Source organism: Pseudarthrobacter sp. J47 (assembly GCF_049810315.1).
Classification (GTDB): domain Bacteria; phylum Actinomycetota; class Actinomycetes; order Actinomycetales; family Micrococcaceae; genus Arthrobacter.
In genome coordinates this window covers 1,448,005-1,471,405 of the sequence record NZ_CP187358.1, presented here as the reverse complement: position 1 = coordinate 1,471,405, position 23,401 = coordinate 1,448,005, and the positions used below count along the sequence as shown (strand labels likewise).

Sequence of the window (23,401 nt, the reverse complement as noted above, 5' to 3'; positions counted from 1 at the left end):
GGCTACCCGAACGCCCGGGGATGCGCGGCTGCGTAGATTTCCCGGAGCGTGTCCGCGGTAACCAGGGTGTACACCTGTGTGGTGGTTACCGAGGCGTGGCCCAGCAGTTCCTGGACCACACGGACATCGGCTCCGCCTTCCAGGAGATGGGTGGCGAAGGAATGCCTGAGGGTGTGCGGTGAAACGTCCTTGGTGATGTTGGCCTTCTCCGCAGCAGTCTTCAGGATGGTCCAGGCACTCTGCCTGCTGATCCGGCCGCCACGCGCGTTGAGGAACAGGGCCGGTGTGCCCTTCCCCTTCGCTGCGAGCAGCGGGCGGCCGCGCACCAGGTAGGCTTCCAGCGCCCGGGCACCATAGGAACCCAGGGGCACCAGGCGTTCCTTGGAACCCTTGCCGAACAGCCGGACCACTGCCGGACCGGGTTCTTCGGTGGCCAGGCTGAGATCATCCACGTCCAGGCCCACTCCCTCGCTGATGCGGGCGCCGGTGGAGTACAGGAATTCAAGCAGCGCGCGGTCCCTCAGCCCCGTGGGAGTATCGGCCCCGCAGGCCTCCAGGATCCGGGTCACTTCATCCACGCTGATGGCCTTGGGCAGCCGCTTGCCGGGCATGGGCGGGTGGACGTCGCTGGCGGGATCGGAAGGGGCCAGCCCCTCCAGTGCCCAGAATTTATGGAGTCCCCGGACAGCGACCACCGTCCGTGCCGCTGACCGCACCCCCAGGGGTGTGCCGCCGTCGGATCCGTCAGAGAGTGCCTGCACGAATCCCGTGACATGTTGCCGCGTTACCTGTGACGGTTCAGTGCAGCCCTGTTCCCGCAGGTAGGCGGCGTAGCGGGAGAGGTCGCGGCGGTAGGCGGACAGCGTGTTGGCGGCCAGTCCGCGTTCCACACCCATGTGCTGGAGGTAGTCCCCCACGGCATGGTCGACGGCGGTCCGAACTTCCGCCGGGGCCGCACCTGCCATCAGCGCTGCTTGGGGTGGGCAGGCCAGGGCGCATCTGCCGGACGCAGGTCCCGGTAGCCGTTGGCGCGCGCGGCTGCCGCGGCAAGGATTCCGACGACGGCGGAAGGGTTATGCAGGTGCCCTGCCAGGACTGCCGTCACGGCATCGTCCAGGGAGATCCAGTGGAACTCGATCTCCGCTTCCTCATCCGTGCGCTCATGGCGCTCGTGGTGCGGGACGTCCGTGAGGTCCCGGGCCAGGTAGATGCGGATGGCTTCGCTGGAGGAACCCGGCGAATTGAAGAAATCGGCCAGGACATGCCAGGTGCCTGCGGCGATGTCCGCTTCCTCGGCCAGCTCGCGGGCGGCACCGACGACGAAATCCTCGCCCTCGATATCCAGCAGCCCCGCCGGAATCTCCCACAGGTCCATGCCCACCGGGTGGCGGTACTGCTTCAGCAGCAGGATCTGGCCGGCCTCGTTCATGGGCAGCACGGCAACGGCACCGGGGTGGTCGATGAAATCGCGGGTCAGCACCGCTGAGTTGTCGCTCAGCTGGAAGTCGTCACTGACCACATCCCAGATCCGGCCTTCATAGACCTTCCGGGAAGACACCAGACGGCGCGGGCTCGGCGCATCCAAAACCTGCCGTACAGATGAAGCAGTTTCAGAATTACCGGGCATCGCGCCGTCCTTTGTTTGTGGTGTCTACTTGGCTGCAGCCGCGCGGGACTTCCCGACGGCGGCAACCGGCTCTGCTGCCTGGGCTGCGGGACCGTTCTGGTGGTCCAGCGCGGCCTTGACCAGCCCGGCGAAGAGCGGGTGCGGGCGGGTGGGACGCGAGCTCAGTTCCGGGTGGGCCTGGGTTGCGACGTAGTACGGGTGCACCTCGCGCGGCAGCTCAACGTATTCGACGAGCTTGCCGTCCGGGGACGTACCGGAGAAAACCAGGCCTTCGGCAGCGATCTGCTCGCGGTACTTGTTGTTGACCTCGTAGCGGTGGCGGTGACGCTCGCTGGCGGTGGTGGCACCGTAGGTTTCGGCAACCACGGAGCCGGCGTCAAGCTTGGCCTCGTAGAGTCCCAGGCGCATGGTGCCGCCCAGGTCTCCCTTGCCTTCGACGATGTCCAGCTGCTCTTCCATGGTGGCAATCACCGGATACTTGGAATCGGGCTCGAACTCGGAGGAAGACGCGCCTTCAAGGCCAACCACGTTGCGGGCATATTCGATAACCATGCACTGCAGGCCCAGGCAGAGGCCCAGCACCGGCAGCTTGGTTTCGCGGGCGAACTTCAGCGCGCCCAGCTTGCCTTCGAGGCCACGGATGCCGAAGCCGCCCGGAACGCAGATGGCGTCCACGCCGGCCAGGGACTTCTGGGCACCTTCGAGGGTTTCGCACTCGTCCGAGGGGACCCAGCGGATCTTGACCTTGGCTTCGTTCGCGAAACCGCCGGCGCGCAGGGCCTCCGTGACGGACAGGTAGGCGTCCGGGAGATCGATGTACTTGCCAACCAGCGCGATTTCCACGTGGTGCTTCGGGTTGTGGACTGCCTCGAGCAGCCTGTCCCAGCTGGTCCAGTCAACGTCCTTGAACGGCAGGTCCAGGGCGCGGACGATGTAGGAGTCCAGGCCCTGGGAGTGCAGGGTCTTGGGGATGTCGTAGATGCTGGGGGCGTCTGCGGCGTTAACCACGGCGTCGATATCGACGTCACACATGCGGCCGATCTTCTCGCGCATGGCATCGGGTACCTCGCGGTCCGAGCGGATGACGATCGCTTCCGGCTGGATACCGATGGAACGCAGCGCGGCGACTGAGTGCTGCGTGGGCTTGGTCTTCAGTTCCTGGGACGGGCCGATGTACGGGACCAGGGAGACGTGGAGGAAGAAAACGTTGCCGCGGCCGATGTCCTGGCGGACCTGGCGGGCGGATTCGAGGAACGGCTGGGACTCGATGTCTCCAACGGTGCCGCCGATCTCAGTGATGATGACGTCCGGCGCGCTCTTGCCCTCGGCGGGAAGCCGCATGCGGCGCTTGATTTCATCGGTGATGTGCGGGATGACCTGGACGGTGTCGCCGAGGTATTCGCCGCGGCGTTCCTTGGCAATCACCGTGGAGTAGACCTGCCCGGTGGTGACGTTCGCTGATCCTTCGAGGTTTTCGTCAAGGAAGCGTTCGTAGTGCCCGATGTCCAGGTCTGTCTCGGCGCCGTCGTCAGTGACAAAGACTTCGCCGTGCTGGAAGGGGTTCATCGTGCCCGGATCCACGTTCAGGTAGGGATCGAGCTTTTGCATAGTTACAGACAAGCCGCGTGCCCGCAGGAGGTGGCCGAGGCTCGAAGCCGTCAGTCCCTTACCGAGCGAGGACGCCACACCACCGGTGACGAAGATGTGTTTGGTCGTCTTGGACGAGCCCGGGAACCGGGAATTTACACGGGAATTTGATCGCTGCACCACGGAATTCGAGCTTATCATCAATTGAGCCTTCCACTGGCCGGTGGGACATTTCCCAAATGATTCAGTGTGCCGGGCCGGAGGCCTGCGATCAAGGGGTGACCACTCCTAGGTCAGGTCATCCATCAGCCGGGCCAGGATGTCGTTCATGGCGAGCAGCCCCACCAGCTTGTTCCCCTCCACCACCACCAGCCTGCTCAGGTCATACCGGCTCATCAGCGTTGCTGCCTGCCGGACGGACAGATCCTCGTTGACGGTAATGGCCGGAATGGTTGCGGCGTCGTAGACGTTGAGCAGGTCCACATCGCCCTCTTCCGCCACCACAGTCTGCAGGAGTTCCCTGTAGCTCAGCATCCCGTACGCGTCATGGGGGTGCTGCGGTTCGACCACCAGGCTCTTGACCGCGTTCTCCTTCATCGCCGAAAGAGCTTCACGCAGGGAGCTGTAGGGGGAAATGGTAACCACCTTGGGCACCATCACATCTTTGACCGTGAGCATCGCATTTTCCTCCTGGTTTTTTTCCGGGCCGGCTTCAGGAACCCTCGCGTCGCAGGTGCTCTTCGAACCGGACCACCTGCCGCAGGTCGATTCCCGTCAGGTGCTCAATGGGGATCGCGAAGGCGAGCCCGCGTGATTCGTTGTCCTTCACCAGCACCTGATGGAGTTCCTTCAGGATGGGAGCGGTCAGATGATTGCCCACCACCATCAGCAGGACCGATTGGGCGCCTTCAAAAGTCAGCCCGAAAAACGTCTTCCTGGCCTCCCCGCCGATGCCTTTGCCGGGCAGGATGGTCACCCCCGTTGCGCCTGAGCGCTGGGCGTGTTTAATCACCCGTTCCTCAAGCTCGTCCGGAGCTATGACAACTATTGCTGTGAACTTCACGGCGCTTCCTTTCGGAGCCGGGGAAATCCTTCCATCACCATGGCATACACCATGACAGCGATGACAGGGAAGATGGAGGCGAAGGCAATAAGTCCGAACCCGTCGATGAGGACGTCCCGCCCTTCAACCGTGGCGGCCAGCCCGATGCCCAGGGCAGTGACAAGCGGGACGGTGACTTCCGACGTCGTGACGCCGCCCAGGTCGAAAGCCAATGCCACGATGTACTTGGGTGTACAGAAAACCAGCACGATCGCCACCGCGTAGGCCACCATGATGAAGTAGTGGAACGGTCCACCGATGAGGATGCGAAAGGCGCCAAACGCAATCCCCAGGGCAACCCCGAGCGCGACGATGATCCGGAGGGCGGATGCACTGATTCTTCCGGGCGCCGCGTCCTGTGCCTGTTCGCCGATGGCCACCAACGCCGGTTCGGCCATGGTGACTGCGAAACCGATGAGAAACGCAAAAAGCAGGATCAGTACGGGGTTGGCCTGCCGGATCAGCTGCTCGGCCATCAGCGTCCCCAGCGGGAACAGCCCCAGCCTCAGGCCAACGACGAAGGCGTAAAGGCCCACCAGGACCAGCACAAAGCCCACACCGACCCGCAGCGGATGAGCCAGCCGGCGCCGGAGCGCAACGAACTGGAAAAACAGGACCACCCCCACGATCGGCAGGACTTCACGGATCATCCCGGCCAGGCCGAAGATCATTCCGGCCACCCAGTCAGTGGGATCCTCCCCGGACTCCCCCACTGGCAGCACCGCGGCACCGCCGCCGAAGTTGTAAACCCAGATGCCGTACAGCTGGACCCCGATCATGGGGACCATAACGCACAGTGCCACCAGGCCGAAGCCGTCCGCCAGGAGGCTGCGCCCCCTGATGGAATTGGCCAGGCCCAAACCGATGGCGGCGATCAGCGGAACACTGACGATGTTGGTGGTCACTCCGCCTGAATCATAGGAAAGGCCCACAATCTCAGGCGGGGCCACATACGTCAGCCCCAGCACCACGGCGTAACCGCCGATCAGTATCCGGTGGACGGCCCATCCCCGCAACACCCGCAAAATCCCGGCCACCATGACCAGCCCTACCGATGCGGCTATGACAAAGCGCAAACCAACGCTGTCGATCCGGCCGCCGCTGACATGTTGGGCCTGCTCGGCTACGGCAAGAACGGCGGGTTCGGCAACCGAAGCAGCAAAGCCAATGGCAAATCCGAACGGCAGCAGCAGCTTAAGCGCCCCGCGGCGGACAAACTGGTTGGACAGGTTCTTGCCCACGGGGAAAATGCTAAGGTCCAGCCCCTGGAGGAACAGGGCGATGCCCACCGCCACAATCAGCAGGCCAGCCACCAGGGCCAACGGATCCTGCGGCATGGACCGGAAAACAAATGCCTGGAAGACCACGACTACAACCACAATGGGCAGCAGGTTCCTGAGCGCCTTGAAGAATTCCGCCGTGAACCTGCTGAGGTGCTCCATCCGGCCTCTCCCCGGTCAGATGCCTGCGAGTATCGGGGACGTCCCAGTTTGCCGGACAGCCGGAACAGTGTCCATCCCCTGGCTTGGCGGCAGCGGGCAGCCGAGCGGCCGCCGGGGGCGTCGGCCCCGGGTGTCAGCGCGGGTGTCAGGCGCGGGTGTCAGGCGCGGGCGTCGGGCCCGGGTGTCAGGCCCGCTGGGGCAGGAGCTTGGCGTCGTCCAGCAGTTCCTGGGCGTGGGCCTGGGCTGATTCGGAATCCTCCTGGCCGGCCAGCATCCTGGCCAGTTCCCGGACCCGCTCCGTGCCGTCAAGCAGCCGGACGTCACTGGAGGTGAACCCGGTGGCCGTACCGCCGTCGGCTCCCCTGACGGACGTTTTGGTCACGGTGATGTGCTGGTCCGCGAACGCCGCAACCTGCGGCAGGTGGGTGACCACCAGGACCTGCACGTGCTGCGCCAGCATGGCCAGCCTTCGGCCGATTTCGACGGCGGCCCGCCCGCCAACACCGGCGTCAACCTCGTCGAAGACAAACGTGGGCACCGGGTCCACGGCCGCGAGCACCACTTCGATGGCCAGCATCACCCGGGACAGTTCACCGCCGGATGCCCCCTTGCCCAATGGCCTGGCCGGCGCGCCGGAGTGCGGCTGGAGCAGGAAGCTGATGTCGTCGGCACCATGCGGTCCCAGCTGGCCGGCCGCCTCAAGGTTGATGACCAGCGTGGCATCCGCCATGGCCAGGGCCTTGAGCTCCGCGCTGACCCGGGCGGAGAGGTCCTTGGCCGCCTTGGCACGGATCTTGCTGATGGCCGCGGCCTGCTTCTGCAGCTCGGCCCCGGCGCGGACCACTTCCGCGTCCAGGGCTTCGATCCGGGTGGAATCGTCCTGCAGTTCATCGAAGCGGACCCGGGCGTTCTCTGCCCAGACCAGCACCTCATCGATGCTGGGCGCATACTTGCGGACCAGTTTGGCCAGCGCAGCCCTGCGGTCTTCGATCTCGGCCAGCCGCTCCGGGCCTTCGGTATCAAGCCCTGCCTGGTAGCTGGCCAGTTCGGTGGCGATGTCATTGAGCAGGAAGCCGACCTCCGCCAGCCGGGCAGCAGCCGAACCCAGCTCGGCATCGTGCTCAGCCACGTGTTCCAGCGTTCGCTTGGCCGAATCCACCAGGGTGGTGGCGTCTCCGGCATCACCGAAGTCCTCGGCGATCAGGGCCTGGTGGGCCGTGTTGGCAGCAATCCTGAGTTCTTCGACGTTGGCGAGCTTGACGGCTTCGGCCTTGAGTGACTCGTCCTCGCCCGGCTGCGGGTCCACCTCGTCGATCTCTGCCAGCGCGATCTCCAGGGACTCCGCCTCACGCAGCCTGTCCCGGGCAGCACTGCGCAGGGTGTCCAGCTCGGCCTGGCTGGCCTTCCAATGGCTGTACAGGGCCTGGTACGTAGCCAGCGGACCGGCCAGCGCCTCCCCCGCGAACTTGTCCAGTGCGCCGCGCTGTGCGGTTGCGCCCTTGAGCCGGATCTGGTCCGACTGGCCGTGCACCACCACCAGCGACTCACCGATCTCGGCCAGGACACCCACCGGCGCGGCCCGGCCGCCCAGGAACGCGCGGCTGCGTCCGTCGGCACCCAGGCGCCTGGCGAGGATCAGCTCCGAGCCGCCGTCGAACTCTTCCACGTCAGCACCGGCGTCCGTTGCCCGCAACACAGCGGGATGACCGGCGTCGAGCTTCACCACAGCCTCCGCGCTGGCGTTCTTCGCCCCGCTCCGGACGGCACCGGCGTCTGCCCTGGCGCCCAGCAGGAGTCCGACGGCGGTAACCACCATCGTTTTACCGGCACCTGTCTCGCCGGTAACCACGCTCAGGCCTGGGCCCAGCGGGAGGGTGGCGTCCGTAATGACGCCGAGGTCTCTGATTCTCAGTTCTTCAAGCATGGGTCACTGTGCTTTCGGAGGGTCAGTTTCTTCTGGCAGGTCTGTGTCCGGGGAAAGATCAGCTTGCGGCGAGGGCAGCGGCGGCATGGGGCGAGGGGTGCGGATGACCGGGATGGGACCGGTATGGACCACTTCAGCCTGGGCAACCGGCCCCCGCCAGCCATGGATGGGAAGCTCGAACTTGCGGACCAGGCGGCCGGAGAACGGAGTCTGGTGGGTCCGGGCCAGGCGGACCGGCGTGGCGGACTTGGTTACTTCCACCCGGGATCCCGGCGGCAGGTCAACGGAACGGCGGCCGTCGCACCACAGCACGCCCCAGGCGTCAGTGCGGTTAAGCACTTCCACGGCAAGCCGGGACCGGGGCGAAACCACCAGGGGTTTGGCGAAGAGCGCATGCGCGCTGATGGGCACGATCAGCAGGGCTTCCACTTCCGGCCACACAACGGGACCGCCGGCGGAAAACGCATAGGCGGTGGAGCCGGTAGGCGTTGCCAGGACCACGCCGTCACAGCCGAAGGACGTCAGCGGGCGCTCATCCACTTCGGTGACCACTTCCAGCATCCGCTCCCGGTTGCCCTTCTCGATGGCGGCCTCGTTCAGGGCCCACGTGTGCCAGATCTTGCTGCCACGGACCCAGACCTGGACGTCGATGGTCATGCGTTCCTCAACCGTGTATTCGCGGCTGGCGATCCACTCGACGGTCTGGGCCAGGTCCGCCCGCTCGCTTTCCGCCAGGAATCCCACGTGGCCAAGGTTCACGCCCAGCAGCGGGACGTCCACTTCGCGGACCAGTTCCGCCGCGCGCAGGATGGTGCCGTCGCCGCCCAGGACCATCACCAGCTCAACGTCCGGCAGCTGGACGTGATCGTGGAGGACCTCAACCGGCTGCTCCAGCCGGCCGAAGAAGCGCACCATGTCATCCAGTTCGGAATCCTGCATCACCGGCACAATCCCGAAGGCATGCAGCTGCACGCAGGCCTCCCACGCGGCCTTCAGTGATTCCTCCCGGCCGGTGTGGGCAAGGATCAGTACACGCCTGCTCATCGCTTCGCTCTCTTGTGGGTTGTGGGTGGAATCGTTGCTGTGTGGAACCTTCGCGTTCAGGACTGTTGCCAGACCTGTCCGAGCAGGCCGGCAATTGCCGCCTCCCGCTCCTCGATCTTAGGCACCACATGTGACATTGGACGCTTTATCCACAGGAAGTATTCGACGTTTCCGTCCTGGCCCGGCAACGGACTTGCCGCCAGCCCACGGAGTTCCAGGCCGGCGTCGAGCGCGGAATTGGCCACCTTTTCCACGGCCATCCGGCGTTCCCGCTCCGAGGTGACCACTCCGGTCCGTCCCAGCCGGTCCTTGCCGATCTCGAACTGTGGCTTGACCATCAGCACCAGGTCTCCGCCGGGTTGGGTGCTCAATCCCAGCGGCAGCATCACCAGGGTCAGCGAGATGAAGGACAGGTCCGCAACGGTCACCGCTGCCGGTCCGCCGATGTCCTCCGCATTCATGTAGCGGACGTTGAGGCCCTCATGGACGGCCACGCGGGGATCGTCCCGGAGCTGGGGTACCAGCTGGCCATGCCCGACGTCGACAGCCACCACGTGTGCGGCACCGCGCCTCAGCAGCACTTCAGTGAAACCGCCCGTGGAGGCACCGGCGTCCAGGCACCGTTTCCCGGCGACGTCGACCTGCGAGAACGCATCCAGGGCGCCCGCCAGTTTGTGGCCGGCACGGCTGACGTAGGAATCGGTTTCGTCAGCGGCGACGTCGATGCTGCGGGCGTCGTCCACCTGAAGTGAAGCCTTGTTCAGTACGTTGCCATCCGAACTGACTTTTCCCTCGGCAATCAGGGCCGCCGCGTGCGTCCTGGAACGGGCCAGTCCCCGGGCCACCAACGCCTGGTCCAGACGGGCCACGTCAGCGCCCGCCCGGACGCGGGGCGTCATTGGCAGGATCCTGTGCTGTCTGTTCGTTCACCGCGGTGTACAGGGCTGGTTCGCTGTTCAGCGCGGGCTCGCTGTTCAGGGCTTCCAGCAGGGCGTCGTGCATCTGCGCAAAACGCTCAGGGTGATCCGCCACGGGAAGATCCGGAATCTCCTGAAGCGGCGCAACTGCACGGGACACTGCGGCGTCCCCGCCGGCCTCCGGGTTATGCCCGTGATGGTCCAGGTGTGGCCAGTCCGGTACAGCCTCGGCGGCAGGTGGGTTCAGCTCAGTCATTGCTCCAGTCTAATGACTATGCAGTAGGCAGCCGGTCATTAACAGGGGCCGTCCAGGCAAGCTTTGGTGCCCTGGGCGAGTCTGCCACCGGGTTGGCCGCCCACCATGCGGCGCAGGCGGCACGCCAGGAATCGAGGTCATCCACCGAACCCTCGATGCGCACTGTCTCCCCGCTCACACTGGCCGCCGCGGCACCACAACGGAACGTCCCGGCGTCGTCCACTACATCCGGGTAGGGGCTGTAGAAGCCGGTGAGATCCGCCAACAGGTACGTGGGCCGTTCGGCAGTCTTCGCGGCCAGGATCGATTCACGGGTATCGACGCCGGTGAGCACTGCCGCTGTAGCAAAGCCTGCCCGGTTGCCGCCCAGGATGTCAGTGTCCAGGCGATCGCCCACTACCAGCGGCCGCCGTGCCCCAAGCCGCCGGGCAGCCGTGTGGAACAGCGGGGCCTCCGGCTTGCCGGCCACCGTGGGAACAATGCCCGTAGCCGACGCCACTGCGGCAACGAGCGTGCCGTTCCCCGGGGCGATCCCCCGCGCCTGCGGGATGGACATGTCAGTGTTGGTGGCCACCCACGCCGCTCCGGCAGAGATCACGTAAGCGGCCTCGGCCAGGTCCTTCCAGCCGATCTCCGGGTTGAAGCCCTGCACCACAGCCACCGGGTTCTCCGCCTGGCTGTGCACCGGACGGAGCCCCACCAGTTCAACCTCGTGCGCAAGCGCCGGACTTCCGGTGATCAGTACGTGGGAACCTGCAGGAAGCATGTCCGCCAGCAGAGCCGCCGCGGCCTGGGAGGAACTCACCACCTGCTCATCTTCGGCAGGCGCACCAAGTTCCCGAAGGTGGGCGGCTACCTGGGCGGGAGACCTGGACGCATTGTTGGTGACGTACCCCAGCCCCACGCCGTGCCCGGCCAGAGCCTGCAACGACTCAACCGCGCCGGGAATGGCGTGCGGACCGGCATAGACAACGCCATCCAGGTCCGCCAGGACTGCATCAAACCCGGAAATCAACGCCGGCATCCGGGTCAGTCCTCTTTGTCCTGGGCGTTTTCGTCCTGGTTTTCGTCAAGCTCGTCCTGCTCCACCGAGTCCTCATCGGACTCAAGGTCATCCGATTCGAACGTTGCGGCGTCAGCGTCGTCAGCGTTGTCGCCCAGCTCGTTCCGGACTTCCTGGGCCTCGGCGCCGGCAACGCCTGCCGCCTCGGCTGCGGGGACTGCTGCTGCCGCGGCTGCCGGAGCGGGTTCGCGCGATGCGGAAGGCACTGCGGCGAGGCGCCGGCGTCGTTCCTTCTCCTCGCGCTCTTCTTCTTCCTGGTCCCAGCCGAGGTCCATGATCTCCGGCTCCTCGTCAACACCAACGCCCAGGGCGTTTTCAGCGACGACGGCCTGCTTCTCCCAACGCACAGCTTCCTGTTCGCGTCCGGCTGCGGTCAGGGCGTTCGCGTAAGCACGGAAAAGCCGGGGGCTGTAGGAGAACGCACGGTTGATATCCAGCTGCGGAATCTCGAGTTCGGCAATGGCAGCATCCAGCTGGCCAAGATCCGAGCGCGCACCCGAAGCGACAATCGCCAGTTCCACCTTGCCCGGGGCGTCCAGGTCCTTGGCTTCCTCGGAACGCGCAACGTCCAGGGCACGGTCCGGGCGGCCAAGGCCACGCTCGCAGTCGGCCATCACAGGCAGGTGCACGTTCGAGCCGCTGATACGGCGGTAGGTGCGGAATTCGCGGAGGGCCTCGCCGTAGTGGCCGGCGGCGTAGGCGGTCAGGCCAACGGCTTCGCGCACAACAGCCAGGCGCCCGCCACGACGGCTGGCAGCAAGGGCGTGCTGGAACGACAGCTCAGGTTCGATGTCGATGAGCCGGCCGGCCATTACCAGGTGCTTCGCGACCCACTCGGCGCTGGTGCCTTCGAGGGTCTTGATCTGGTGCTGGGTGGCGCGGTCAAGCTCCTTGCCTGTGACGTCCTCATCGATCTCCGGCGAACGCTCGCGGTCAGGACGGTTGGCACTGCGCAGGTCCGCCGCGTTGGGAACGCGTACCGGGCGCGGCTCGGCCCGGTCGGAACCATACTGGCGGGGGCCGCGGTTGTCGCGGTTGTCGCGGTCGCCAAAGGAGCGACGCTCGCCGTCGCCTTCACGGCGCGGACGGTCTCCGAACGGCTTGCGGTTGTCCCGGTCGCCATACGGTTTACGATTGTCGCGGTCGCCAAAGGAACGACGCTCGCCGTCGCCTTCACGGCGTGGGCGATCTCCGAAGGGCTTGCGCTCACCACGGTTGTCACGGTCGCCATAAGGCTTACGGTTGTCGCGGTCACCGAAGGAACGACGCTCCCCGTCGCCTTCGCGGCGCGGACGGTCTCCGAACGGCTTGCGCTCACCACGGTTGTCGCGGTCGCCAAACGAGCGACGCTCCCCGTCACCTTCACGGCGCGGCCGGTCACCGAACGGCTTACGCTCACCACGGTTGTCACGATCACCATACGGTTTGCGGTTATCGCGATCGCCGAAGGAGCGACGCTCGCCGTCGCCTTCACGGCGCGGCCGGTCACCGAACGGCTTACGCTCACCACGGTTGTCCCGGTCACCATACGGTTTGCGGTTATCGCGATCGCCGAAGGAGCGACGCTCGCCGTCGCCTTCGCGACGCGGCCGGTCACCAAAGGGCTTACGCTCACCGCGGTTGTCACGATCGCCAAACGAGCGACGCTCGCCATCACCCTCACGGCGCGGACGATCGGGCTGGCCGCCACCCTCCCGGTCGCGGAAGCCGCGCGGCTGGCCACCGGAGTTGTTGGCACCGCGGAAGGCACCACCATGGGATCGGCGCTCGTTCCCGGAGTTCGCGCCTCGGTTGCCGCCGTCGTGCTCAGCCATGATGGATTCCTCCTGTTGTGAGCCGCCTGCAGGCATGACTTGCAGCCGTCCTCATCATTATGTTGTTTTTTCCTACCGGGCCTGGCTCCAGTGATCCGGCACAGGCCCAAACGTCTCATCCAATTCTAGGCGAGACACCACCAGCCCATGACCGAACCCAGCGTGGGCTCCGCAACAGGGGGTGGTTAGGTGGTTTGTGTGTTAAATGGGTCAGGCCCCGGGAACGGTTGGTTCTCCGGGGCCTGGCCTGAATGTTTGTCCGGCGGTGACCTACTCTCCCACACCCTCCCGGGTGCAGTACCATCGGCGCTGTGGGTCTTAGCTTCCGGGTTCGGAATGGGACCGGGCGTTTCCCCCACGCTATGACCGCCGTAACCCTTTTACCCGTCACCCCGTTGGGGGTGTGGGAAGTTTTGTGGTTACAACATGTGGTGTTGTATTCAGTTGGTTGGTTCCGTGGCAGCAAACCCGGGCCGGGTTTGTTGTTTGGGAACCACATAGTGGACGCAAGCATTCATTGATCGTCACCAACTGTTTTGGTGTGAACCCCTTTTGAAGTATGGGTTCACGCAGTGGTGGTGTGGTGTAAGTTATCGGCCTATTAGTACCGGTCAGCTTCACGGGTCTTTAGTCCCCGCTTCCACATCCGGCCTATCAACCCAGTGGTCTGGCTGGGGGCCTCTCACACACGAGGTGTATGGAAATCTCATCTTGAAGCGGGCTTCCCGCTTAGATGCTTTCAGCGGTTATCCCATCCGAACGTAGCTAATCAGCGGTGCACTTGGCAGTACAACTGACACACCAGAGGTTCGTCCGTCCCGGTCCTCTCGTACTAAGGACAGCCCTTCTCAAATTTCCTGCGCGCGCAGCGGATAGGGACCGAACTGTCTCACGACGTTCTAAACCCAGCTCGCGTACCGCTTTAATGGGCGAACAGCCCAACCCTTGGGACCTACTCCAGCCCCAGGATGCGACGAGCCGACATCGAGGTGCCAAACCATGCCGTCGATATGGACTCTTGGGCAAGATCAGCCTGTTATCCCCGAGGTACCTTTTATCCGTTGAGCGACGGCCATTCCACAATGTACCGCCGGATCACTAGTCCCGACTTTCGTCCCTGCTCGAGATGTCTCTCTCACAGTCAAGCTCCCTTGTGCACTTACACTCGACACCTGATTGCCAACCAGGCTGAGGGAACCTTTGGGCGCCTCCGTTACTTTTTAGGAGGCAACCGCCCCAGTTAAACTACCCATCAGGCACTGTCCCTGACCCGGATTACGGGCCGAAGTTAGATGTCCAAAGTGACCAGAGTGGTATTTCAACGATGACTCCACCCGAACTGGCGTCCGGGCTTCAACGTCTCCCACCTATCCTACACAAGCCACTCCGAACACCAATACCAAACTATAGTAAAGGTCTCGGGGTCTTTCCGTCCTGCTGCGCGTAACGAGCATCTTTACTCGTACTGCAATTTCGCCGAGTTTATGGTTGAGACAGCGGGGAAGTCGTTACTCCATTCGTGCAGGTCGGAACTTACCCGACAAGGAATTTCGCTACCTTAGGATGGTTATAGTTACCACCGCCGTTTACTGGGGCTTAAATTCTCAGCTTCGCCGTGAGGCTAACCGGTCCTCTTAACCTTCCAGCACCGGGCAGGAGTCAGTCCGTATACATCGTCTTGCGACTTCGCACGGACCTGTGTTTTTAGTAAACAGTCGCTTCCCCCTGGTCTCTGCGGCCCCGATCCCCTCCCACCAGCAAGTGGTGTTCAAGGTTGGGGCCCCCCTTCTCCCGAAGTTACGGGGGCATTTTGCCGAGTTCCTTAACCATAATTCTCTCGATCGCCTTAGTATTCTCTACCTGATCACCTGTGTCGGTTTGGGGTACGGGCGGCTAAAACCTCGCGTCGATGCTTTTCTCGGCAGCATAGGATCACCAAATCCCCCCATACGGGGGTCCCATCAGATCTCAGGCATCATGAACAGCGGATTTGCCTACCGTTCGCCCTACATCCTTAGACCGGGACAACCATCGCCCGGCTCGGCTACCTTCCTGCGTCACACCTGTTGTATACGCTTGCCTCCCAGGATCAGGTCCTGCGCTCCACCAAAACCCTCACACCACAAGGGTGATCGGGCAGGTCTCGGGCAGTTAGTATCCCCTGTTCAACATGGGCGGTTTTTCGCCGGTACGGGAATATCAACCCGTTGTCCATCGACTACGCCTGTCGGCCTCGCCTTAGGTCCCGACTTACCCAGGGCAGATTAGCTTGACCCTGGAACCCTTGATCATTCGGCGGACGGGTTTCTCACCCGTCTTTCGCTACTCATGCCTGCATTCTCACTCGTGTAGGCTCCACCGCTGGTTTACACCGCGACTTCACTGCCCACACGACGCTCCCCTACCCATCCAGACGACTGAACCACGAAGGCTTGTCTACTATCTGAATGCCACAACTTCGGCGGTGTACTTGAGCCCCGCTACATTGTCGGCGCGGAATCACTTGACCAGTGAGCTATTACGCACTCTTTCAAGGATGGCTGCTTCTAAGCCAACCTCCTGGTTGTGTCCGCAACTCCACATCCTTTCCCACTTAGCACACGCTTAGGGGCCTTAGTTGGTGGTCTGGGCTGTTTCCCTCTCGACTATGAAGCTTATCCCCCACAGTCTCACTGCTGCGCTCTCACTTACCGGCATTCGGAGTTTGGCTGACGTCAGTAACCTTGTAGGGCCCATTAGCCATCCAGTAGCTCTACCTCCAGCAAGAAACACGCAACGCTGCACCTAAATGCATTTCGGGGAGAACCAGCTATCACGAAGTTTGATTGGCCTTTCACCCCTACCCACAGCTCATCCCCTCCATTTTCAACTGAAGTGGGTTCGGTCCTCCACGACGTCTTACCGTCGCTTCAACCTGGCCATGGGTAGATCACTTCGCTTCGGGTCTAGATCACGCCACTGCAACGCCCTATTCAGACTCGCTTTCGCTACGGCTTCCCCACACGGGTTAACCTCGCGACGTAACACTAACTCGCAGGCTCATTCTTCAAAAGGCACGCCGTCACAGTAACTAAGACTGCTCCGACGGATTGTAAGCACACGGTTTCAGGTACTGTTTCACTCCCCTCCCGGGGTACTTTTCACCTTTCCCTCACGGTACTGGTCCGCTATCGGTCATTAGGGAGTATTTAGGCTTATCAGGTGGTCCTGACAGATTCACACGGGATTTCTCGGGCCCCGTGCTACTTGGGATACTCATCCGGGCGGTACCAAACATTACGGTTACGGGGCTCACACCCTCTACGGCCGGCCTTTCAAGACCGTTCACCTATGCCAGCACATCACACCCCACTGCCCCGGCAGAGACAGTACGGAAAGTCCCACAACCCCGACCATGCAACGCCCGCCGGCTATCACACATGGAACGGTTTAGCCTGATCCGCGTTCGCTCGCCACTACTAACGGAATCACTATTGTTTTCTCTTCCTGCGGGTACTGAGATGTTTCACTTCCCCGCGTTCCCTCCACGTACCCTATGTGTTCAGATACGGGTCACCAGATCACTCGCGCGTCTGGCGGGGTTTCCCCATTCGGAGACCCTGGGATCAAAGTCCGGTTATCGACTCCCCCAGGAATATCGCAGATTCCCACGTCCTTCTTCGGCTCCTAATGCCAAGGCATCCACCGTGTGCCCTTAAAAACTTGACCACAAAGATCAAAACAAAACACTTTTCTCGAGAGAACCATGAAAACCAACCACACCCAACAACACCACCCAAAGGCAGTACCATCACGCGCAGCCAGATCCAGGTTCATATTCTTGGAAATTGCTTCTTATAAAAGATGCTCGCGTCCACTATGTAGTTCTCAAACAACAACCCCAAACCACACACCCCACACACAACAAGTGCATGATCGATGCAGCCAGGAAACCAGAAACAAACAAACCCGCGCCAACCCCCCGCACCCATAAAAGGAGCGGAAAACCACACGGCCCTGTTGCCTCAGGACCCAACAGTGTGCCAAACACCACCCGGCAAACCCGCACCACCAGCGTTCCAGGACACCTCCGAAAAGGGAATCCGTACTAACCGGCAGCACACGCCGCCAGATGCCTATTCATTGATATTCCACCCATGAGCACCCGCCGCAGAACTTGCGTCTGCGCAACGGGCATATACTCCTGACAAACCCCCACCACCACATACGCGGCAGCAATGATCTGTAGGTGCTCCTTAGAAAGGAGGTGATCCAGCCGCACCTTCCGGTACGGCTACCTTGTTACGACTTAGTCCCAATCGCCGGTCCCACCTTCGACAGCTCCCTCCCACAAGGGGTTAGGCCACCGGCTTCGGGTGTTACCAACTTTCGTGACTTGACGGGCGGTGTGTACAAGGCCCGGGAACGTATTCACCGCAGCGTTGCTGATCTGCGATTACTAGCGACTCCGACTTCATGGGGTCGAGTTGCAGACCCCAATCCGAACTGAGACCGGCTTTTTGGGATTAGCTCCACCTCACAGTATCGCAACCCTTTGTACCGGCCATTGTAGCATGCGTGAAGCCCAAGACACATAGGGGGGCATGATGATTTGACGTCGTCCCCACCTTCCTCCGAGTTGACCCCGGCAGTCTCCCATGAGTCCCCGCCATTACGCGCTGGCAACATGGAACGAGGGTTGCGCTCGTTGCGGGACTTAACCCAACATCTCACGACACGAGCTGACGACAACCATGCACCACCTGTAAACCGACCACAAGTGGGGCGCCTGTTTCCAGACGTTACCGGTTCATGTCAAGCCTTGGTAAGGTTCTTCGCGTTGCATCGAATTAATCCGCATGCTCCGCCGCTTGTGCGGGCCCCCGTCAATTCCTTTGAGTTTTAGCCTTGCGGCCGTACTCCCCAGGCGGGGCACTTAATGCGTTAGCTACGGCGCGGAAAACGTGGAATGTCCCCCACACCTAGTGCCCAACGTTTACGGCATGGACTACCAGGGTATCTAATCCTGTTCGCTCCCCATGCTTTCGCTCCTCAGCGTCAGTTAATGCCCAGAGACCTGCCTTCTTCGCCATCGGTGTGTTCCTCCTGATATCTGCGCATTTCACCGCTACACCAGGAATTCCAGTCTCCCCTACATCACTCTAGTCTGCCCGTACCCACCGCAGATCCGGAGTTGAGCCCCGGACTTTCACGGCAGACGCGACAAACCGCCTACGAGCTCTTTACGCCCAATAATTCCGGATAACGCTTGCGCCCTACGTATTACCGCGGCTGCTGGCACGTAGTTAGCCGGCGCTTCTTCTGCAGGTACCGTCACTTTCGCTTCTTCCCTACTGAAAGAGGTTTACAACCCGAAGGCCGTCATCCCTCACGCGGCGTCGCTGCATCAGGCTTGCGCCCATTGTGCAATATTCCCCACTGCTGCCTCCCGTAGGAGGAGTCTGGGCCGTGTCTCAGTCCCAGTGTGGCCGGTCACCCTCTCAGGCCGGCTACCCGTCGTCGCCTTGGTGAGCCATTACCTCACCAACAAGCTGATAGGCCGCGAGTCCATCCAAAACCACAAAAGCTTTCCACCCCCCACCATGCGATGAGGAGTCATATCCGGTATTAGACCCAGTTTCCCAGGCTTATCCCAGAGTCAAGGGCAGGTTACTCACGTGTTACTCACCCGTTCGCCACTAATCCACCAGCAAGCTGGCTTCATCGTTCGACTTGCATGTGTTAAGCACGCCGCCAGCGTTCATCCTGAGCCAGGATCAAACTCTCCGTTGAAGTAAAACAGACACAACCAACCACCACGGAAACAACGCGGACAGAAGGCTGCACAAAATTTGAAACCAGCTAAAAAACCAGACCACACCACAGGGGCGGCACAGCCTGGCAAATCAACCAATTCATAAAAAATCGGTATCAATAAACTTGGCACACTATTGAGTTCTCAAACAACAGACACATTCGAATACTTCCCGGAATCAATTCAAAGAATTTTTATTTCCGTATTTCTTCGCTGCGATGTTTCAATCTTATTTCATACTTTTTCATTTCGCAAATCCGGATATTTACCGGATATTCACTCTTGGAAAAGCATTTCCCCAGCAAAATACGAAGCAACCTTTCAATCCTGCGTTATCCGCAGGCTGAATTGCTTCGTCTTTGGTGGGGGTGGTTCCCGCTCTTATCGGCGGCAACTCAGAAAACATTACACGCTCCCCCACGGCCGTGCAAATCGGCCAGGGAGAGCGTGTAACGGGAGGTGCTGGGGGTCCTGCCGGGGCGGTCAGGCGACCTGGACGGTAGCCAGGTTCTTCTTGCCCTTACGCAGCAACAGGTACTTGCCGTGCAGCAGCTGGCTGGCGTCAACCACGGCTTCCGGATCGGAGATCTTGGCATTGTTGACGTAAGCGCCGCCCTCCCCCACGGTCCGGCGGGCAGCTGACTTGCTGTCGGAAAGACCCGAGGCCACCAGGAGATCGATAATGCCAAGGCCGGCCCGGTCCACGGCAACCGAGGGAAGCTCGGACGTCGCGGCAGCAAGGGTGTCTTCGTCCAGGACGGAAAGATCGCCGTTGCCGAACACAGCAGCCGAAGCAGCGATGACCTTCTCGGTTGCCTCCACACCGTGCACCAGGGAGGTCACTTCAAAGGCCAGGCGGCGCTGGCCCTCGCGGGCGAAGGGACGATCGGCAACTTCCTGGGCCAGCGACTCAATCTCCGTGCGCGAAAGGAACGTAAAGATCTTGAGCCGGTCCACGACGTCGGCGTCCGCAGTATTCACCCAGAACTGGTAAAAGGCGTAAGGGCTGCACATGGCAGGATCCAGCCAGATGGCGTTGCCCTCGCTCTTGCCGAACTTGGAACCATCGGCATTGGTGATCAACGGGGTACCCAGGGCATGGACGCTCTTGCCCTCAACCTTGCGGATCAGCTCGGTTCCGCTGGTCAGGTTCCCCCACTGGTCAGAACCGCCTGTCTGCAGGACGCAGTCGTAATCACGGAACAACTGAAGGTAGTCCATGCCCTGCAGGATCTGGTAGCTGAACTCCGTGTAGCTGATGCCTTCCTCGGAGTTCAGCCGTGATGCCACGGCATCCTTGCGGAGCATGGTGCCCACGCGGAAGTGCTTGCCGATCTCGCGGAGGAAGTCGATGGCGGACAGCGGCGCGGTCCAGTCGAGGTTGTTCACGATCCGGGCCGGGTTCGCGCCCTCAAAGCTGAGGAAACGGCTGACCTGGCCCTGGAGGTAGCCAACCCATTCGTTAACTGTGTCCTTGGTGTTCAAGGTACGTTCCGCCGTCGGACGCGGATCCCCGATCAGTCCGGTGGAGCCGCCAACCAGCCCCAGCGGCCGGTGACCGGCGAGCTGCAGGCGGCGGAGCACCAGCAACTGCACCAGGTTTCCCAGGTGCAGGCTCGGTGCGGTGGGGTCGAATCCGCAGTAATACGTGATCGGATCACCGGAGAGCAGTTTTTCCAGCTCGGCTTCGTCGGTGGATACGTGAACCAGACCGCGCCATTTCAGTTCCTGCCAGATGTTGGCGAAAGAGGCGTCGTTCTGCTGGGACTCGAGGCTGTTCAGTTGCGGCACGACTCCTAAGTTAGCAGGAATCGTGCCGCCCGGGCTCAGCCTTCGATGCCCGCCGGGACCTCTCCGGACGCAATGAGCCGCAGCCGCTGCGTGGGCCGGGTCATGGCAACATACAGATCGCCCACGCGCCCGTGCTCCTGGTTCAGCAGGTCCGAAGGCTCCAGGATGATCACGCCATCGAACTCCAGGCCCTTGGCCTCGCGCGGGCTGATGGCCACGATGTCCTGCTCGTAACTGCCGGCCCCCGTGCCCAGGCGTTTGCCATAGACACTGCGCAGTGCCGCCGTTGCCTGCTCCAGCAGCCCGCCTTCGGCAATAACGGCAAGGAGGCCGCCGTCGAGCATTTCCAGCTCTTCCGGCAGAACTTCAAGCAACCGGTCAGTTATGGCCTCGGGCGCAACACGGTCAATAACCGGTGACCATTGGCCTTCGCGGACCGCCTTGGGAGCGGAAACCACAAGGCCGGCGGCGTTGGCCATGCGGACCGCGGCCTCTGCAATCTGCGACGGCGTCCGGTAGTTAACAGTCAATTCCTCCATCTGCCAGCGGTCGCCGAAGAGCGGACCCAGCGCCGACTGCCACGAGTTGGCGCCGGCCACTGAGCTGGTCTGCGCGATGTCGCCGACGATGGTGAAGGACTTCAGCGGGCAGCGCCGGACCAGCAGCCGCCACTGCATGGGCGAGAGCTCCTGCGCCTCGTCCACCACGATGTGGCCGAACGCCCACGTCCTGTCGCTGGTAGCCCGCTCAGCCGCCGTCTGGCGGGTCTCGCGTTCCTGGTTCTGGTCCATCAGCTCTTCTGCGGACATCATGACGTTGTAGCCGGCAGCTTCCATGTTGACCAGCGTCTGCTTGGCATTGGCGAGGTCGCGGGCGCGGTCGCTTTCCTGCTGCGCCAGGCCACGGCCGGCCGCAGGATCCAGCTCTCCCAGCAGCTCCGCCGCCTCATCCAGCAACGGCACGTCGGATTCGGTCCAGGGTGCGTCCGCCGGGCGGGCCAGGAGCGCGCGCTCTGCGGGCGTCAGGTGGGGCGTGCAGGCTTCGAGGATGTTGGGCTTGCTGAACAATTCGGAAATGAGCTTGGTGGGCGTCATGGGCATCCAGCACAGGTTCAAGGCGATCCGCACATCCTTGGCGCTGCGGACGTCCTCTGCCAGGTAGGACCGGTCCGCGTTGTTCCCCAGGCTGCCGGCCTCCACGATCTCCGTGAGCTGCTCGGTAAGTTCACGAAGCAGGATCTTGACGAACGTGACCCTGGCCTCGTTGTGCGGCTTGCCGGTGGAACGCGCGCGTTCCCGGGCACGGCGCACCTGGCGCGGGGTGAGGACCAGCTTGCGGCCGTCCACCTCCAGGATGCGGTTCTCCGCCGGAAGGCGCTGACGGTTGGCGACGGCGTTGGCCACCACGTCAGCCATGTCCAGCCGGCCCTTGAGCGCGGCCACGGAACCTTCGGCCTCGGCAACGGCGTGGATTCCGGGCATCAGGCGGCCAAGGCTGGCCATCACTACGCCGGTCTCGCCGAGGGACGGCAGGACCCGCTCGATGTACTTCATAAACGACGACGACGGCCCCACCAGCAGCACGCCCGCGGTCTTCAGCCGCTCACGGTGGGTATACAGCAGGTAGGCGGCACGGTGCAGTGCCACGGCGGTCTTGCCCGTACCGGGCCCGCCCTGGACCACCAGGGCTCCGGAGATGGAGGACCGGATGATGCGGTCCTGTTCGGACTGGATGGTGCCAACGATGTCCGACATCCGCCCGGTGCGCTTGGAGTTCAAGGCCGCCAGCAGCGCGCCCTCACCCTGGAGCGAATCGGCGTCGGAAAGCATGTCCGGATCCAGGACGTCATCTTCGATGGCCTTGACGTCACGGCCCTGCAGGATCAGGTGGCGACGGCGCCGGACGCCCTGCCTGTCGAACGCGGTGGCCTGGTAGAAGTGGCCGGCCTCCGGCGCACGCCAGTCCACCATAAGCCGCTGCAGGTCCTCGGTGGTGAGGCCGATCCTGCCGATGTACTGGGCTTCCCCGGAATCCAGGTCCAGGCGTCCAAAAACGAGGCGGTCATCGACGGCGTCAAGCTGGGCCAGGCGGTCCTCGTACAGGGCAGCGAACGCGTCACGTTCCGAAACGTTCTGCATGGTCCCGCGGCCGCCGGCACGCCGGACCGAGGCCAGCTGGTCCCGTTTCTCGGCACGCAGCTCATCCAGGCGGGCGTACAAACCGGCAACATAGGTCCGTTCGTGGACCAAATCAGCGTCGAGCATTGAGGCGTTCCCCTATCGCAAAATACGGACCGTCCATTCTACAGCCATTTTGATTAACACGGCGGAAACTGCCCTGATTTTGCCTCAACACACGGGTCATGGCACCTGCCGGGGGCGTGCCGCCTTATAGCGCGAGACCGTTGGATCCTCCGGCAGCCAGAACCGCCACGGATACTGCTCGGAACCACCATGGCCGGCAACCCCCACCCGGGGTCCGGTCATAACCTCCCCTGCCGGCTGTGAGGGAAGTACCAGCTCGAAAGGGTGCGCCAGGGCGTCCCTGCCGCTGTCCGCCGTCGTGAGTCCAAGGACAGTGGCGAGCCTGGCCGGACCGCTGGCAAGGTCAACGTCGCGCTTGGACACCGGCCTCCTGGCGCGGGCGAGCTCCAGGCCGTCCACCACCGTGCCCGCACGGAGCAGGACCGCCGACGCCGTGCCCTCGGGGCCGCAGACGATGTTGGCGCAATAGTGCAGCCCGTAGGTGAAATAGACGTACAAATGGCCCGGAGGCCCGAACATGGGGGCGTTGCGCGGGGTCCGGCCGCGAAAGGTGTGCGATCCAGGATCCGGGAATTCCGAATCCCGCGGCCCCAGGTACGCTTCCACCTCCGAGAACCGGATGGACACCGTTCCGGCGTGGTCGTGATGGGTCAGTACGGCACCCAGCAGCCGGGGCGCCACCACGCGCGCATCCTCGGACAACAGGTCCCGGACCATCCCAGGGCTGCCCACCAGGCCATTCGGTTCGCTCATCCCTCGACTCTAACCGGAGCCCT

16 protein-coding genes and 3 rRNA genes are annotated in these 23,401 nt (G+C 62.8%); 1 reads left to right on the top strand and 18 read right to left on the bottom strand.

Annotated elements, in window-relative coordinates:
• Positions 1-2 precede the first annotated feature (2 nt).
• The 12 genes from xerD to ACPJW8_RS06600 form a co-directional block, all read right to left on the bottom strand.
• Positions 3-965 (bottom strand): site-specific tyrosine recombinase XerD, encoded by a 963-nt coding sequence (gene xerD / locus ACPJW8_RS06655; RefSeq protein WP_330194445.1) that lies wholly within the window; start codon positions 963-965, stop codon positions 3-5.
• Positions 965-1,627, bottom strand: a complete 663-nt coding sequence (locus ACPJW8_RS06650) for an NUDIX hydrolase (RefSeq protein ID WP_330193005.1) — start codon at positions 1,625-1,627, stop codon at positions 965-967. Before ACPJW8_RS06650 ends, xerD begins: the two co-directional genes overlap by 1 nt.
• Positions 1,628-1,651: 24 nt before the next feature.
• A complete protein-coding gene (locus ACPJW8_RS06645) occupies positions 1,652-3,415 on the bottom strand; it encodes a CTP synthase (RefSeq protein WP_330189594.1) in 1,764 nt (587 codons plus the stop codon).
• An 87-nt stretch (positions 3,416-3,502) separates the two neighbouring features.
• Positions 3,503-3,892, bottom strand: a complete 390-nt coding sequence (locus ACPJW8_RS06640; RefSeq protein WP_330189593.1) for a CBS domain-containing protein — start codon at positions 3,890-3,892, stop codon at positions 3,503-3,505.
• 34 nt (positions 3,893-3,926) lie between these two features.
• Positions 3,927-4,277 carry a P-II family nitrogen regulator gene (locus ACPJW8_RS06635; RefSeq protein WP_330189592.1) on the bottom strand — a complete coding sequence of 117 codons (351 nt, stop codon included), beginning with the start codon at positions 4,275-4,277 and terminating at the stop codon, positions 3,927-3,929.
• Positions 4,274-5,758, bottom strand: coding sequence for a DUF1538 domain-containing protein (locus ACPJW8_RS06630; protein WP_330193004.1), 1,485 nt, complete (start codon positions 5,756-5,758; stop codon positions 4,274-4,276). The genes ACPJW8_RS06635 and ACPJW8_RS06630 overlap by 4 nt, the downstream gene beginning before the upstream one ends.
• A 184-nt stretch (positions 5,759-5,942) precedes the next feature.
• Positions 5,943-7,682, bottom strand: coding sequence for a DNA repair protein RecN (gene recN, locus ACPJW8_RS06625; RefSeq protein WP_330193003.1), 1,740 nt, complete (start codon positions 7,680-7,682; stop codon positions 5,943-5,945).
• A 3-nt stretch (positions 7,683-7,685) separates the two neighbouring features.
• A complete protein-coding gene (locus tag ACPJW8_RS06620) occupies positions 7,686-8,726 on the bottom strand; it encodes an NAD kinase (RefSeq protein ID WP_330189589.1) in 1,041 nt (346 codons plus the stop codon).
• Positions 8,727-8,782: 56 nt separating this feature from the next.
• The gene (locus tag ACPJW8_RS06615; RefSeq protein WP_330189588.1) at positions 8,783-9,625 is read right to left on the bottom strand and encodes a TlyA family RNA methyltransferase; all 843 of its coding nucleotides are present in this window, start codon (positions 9,623-9,625) and stop codon (positions 8,783-8,785) included.
• Complete coding sequence (locus tag ACPJW8_RS06610) at positions 9,597-9,899, bottom strand: hypothetical protein (RefSeq protein ID WP_330189587.1); 303 nt, start codon at positions 9,897-9,899, stop codon at positions 9,597-9,599. The genes ACPJW8_RS06615 and ACPJW8_RS06610 overlap by 29 nt, the downstream gene beginning before the upstream one ends.
• Before the next feature lie 16 nt (positions 9,900-9,915).
• Positions 9,916-10,923, bottom strand: a complete 1,008-nt coding sequence (locus tag ACPJW8_RS06605) for an HAD-IIA family hydrolase (RefSeq protein ID WP_330189586.1) — start codon at positions 10,921-10,923, stop codon at positions 9,916-9,918.
• A gap of 5 nt (positions 10,924-10,928) precedes the next feature.
• Positions 10,929-11,774 carry a hypothetical protein gene (locus tag ACPJW8_RS06600; RefSeq protein WP_330189585.1) on the bottom strand — a complete coding sequence of 282 codons (846 nt, stop codon included), beginning with the start codon at positions 11,772-11,774 and terminating at the stop codon, positions 10,929-10,931.
• Here ACPJW8_RS06600 and ACPJW8_RS06595 point away from each other — a divergent pair.
• Positions 11,727-12,797 carry a hypothetical protein gene (locus tag ACPJW8_RS06595; RefSeq protein ID WP_330189584.1) on the top strand — a complete coding sequence of 357 codons (1,071 nt, stop codon included), beginning with the start codon at positions 11,727-11,729 and terminating at the stop codon, positions 12,795-12,797. The two genes, ACPJW8_RS06600 and ACPJW8_RS06595, sit on opposite strands and share 48 nt — an antisense overlap.
• A gap of 236 nt (positions 12,798-13,033) precedes the next feature.
• Here the strand turns inward: ACPJW8_RS06595 and rrf are convergent.
• The 6 genes from rrf to ACPJW8_RS06565 all read right to left on the bottom strand — a co-directional run bounded on the left by rrf (position 13,034) and on the right by ACPJW8_RS06565 (position 23,378).
• Positions 13,034-13,150: ribosomal RNA gene (gene rrf, locus ACPJW8_RS06590) — 5S ribosomal RNA — on the bottom strand.
• Between the two features lie 206 nt (positions 13,151-13,356).
• Positions 13,357-16,484: ribosomal RNA gene (locus tag ACPJW8_RS06585) — 23S ribosomal RNA — on the bottom strand.
• A gap of 531 nt (positions 16,485-17,015) precedes the next feature.
• Positions 17,016-18,548: ribosomal RNA gene (locus ACPJW8_RS06580) — 16S ribosomal RNA — on the bottom strand.
• Together the 16S, 23S and 5S rRNA genes form the textbook arrangement of a ribosomal RNA operon.
• A 505-nt stretch (positions 18,549-19,053) precedes the next feature.
• The gene (gene tyrS, locus ACPJW8_RS06575) at positions 19,054-20,361 is read right to left on the bottom strand and encodes a tyrosine--tRNA ligase (protein WP_330187004.1); all 1,308 of its coding nucleotides are present in this window, start codon (positions 20,359-20,361) and stop codon (positions 19,054-19,056) included.
• A gap of 35 nt (positions 20,362-20,396) precedes the next feature.
• Positions 20,397-22,625, bottom strand: coding sequence for a HelD family protein (locus ACPJW8_RS06570; RefSeq protein ID WP_330187003.1), 2,229 nt, complete (start codon positions 22,623-22,625; stop codon positions 20,397-20,399).
• Between the two features lie 96 nt (positions 22,626-22,721).
• A complete protein-coding gene (locus tag ACPJW8_RS06565; RefSeq protein ID WP_330187002.1) occupies positions 22,722-23,378 on the bottom strand; it encodes a DNA-3-methyladenine glycosylase in 657 nt (218 codons plus the stop codon).
• Between the last annotated feature and the right edge of the window lie 23 nt (positions 23,379-23,401).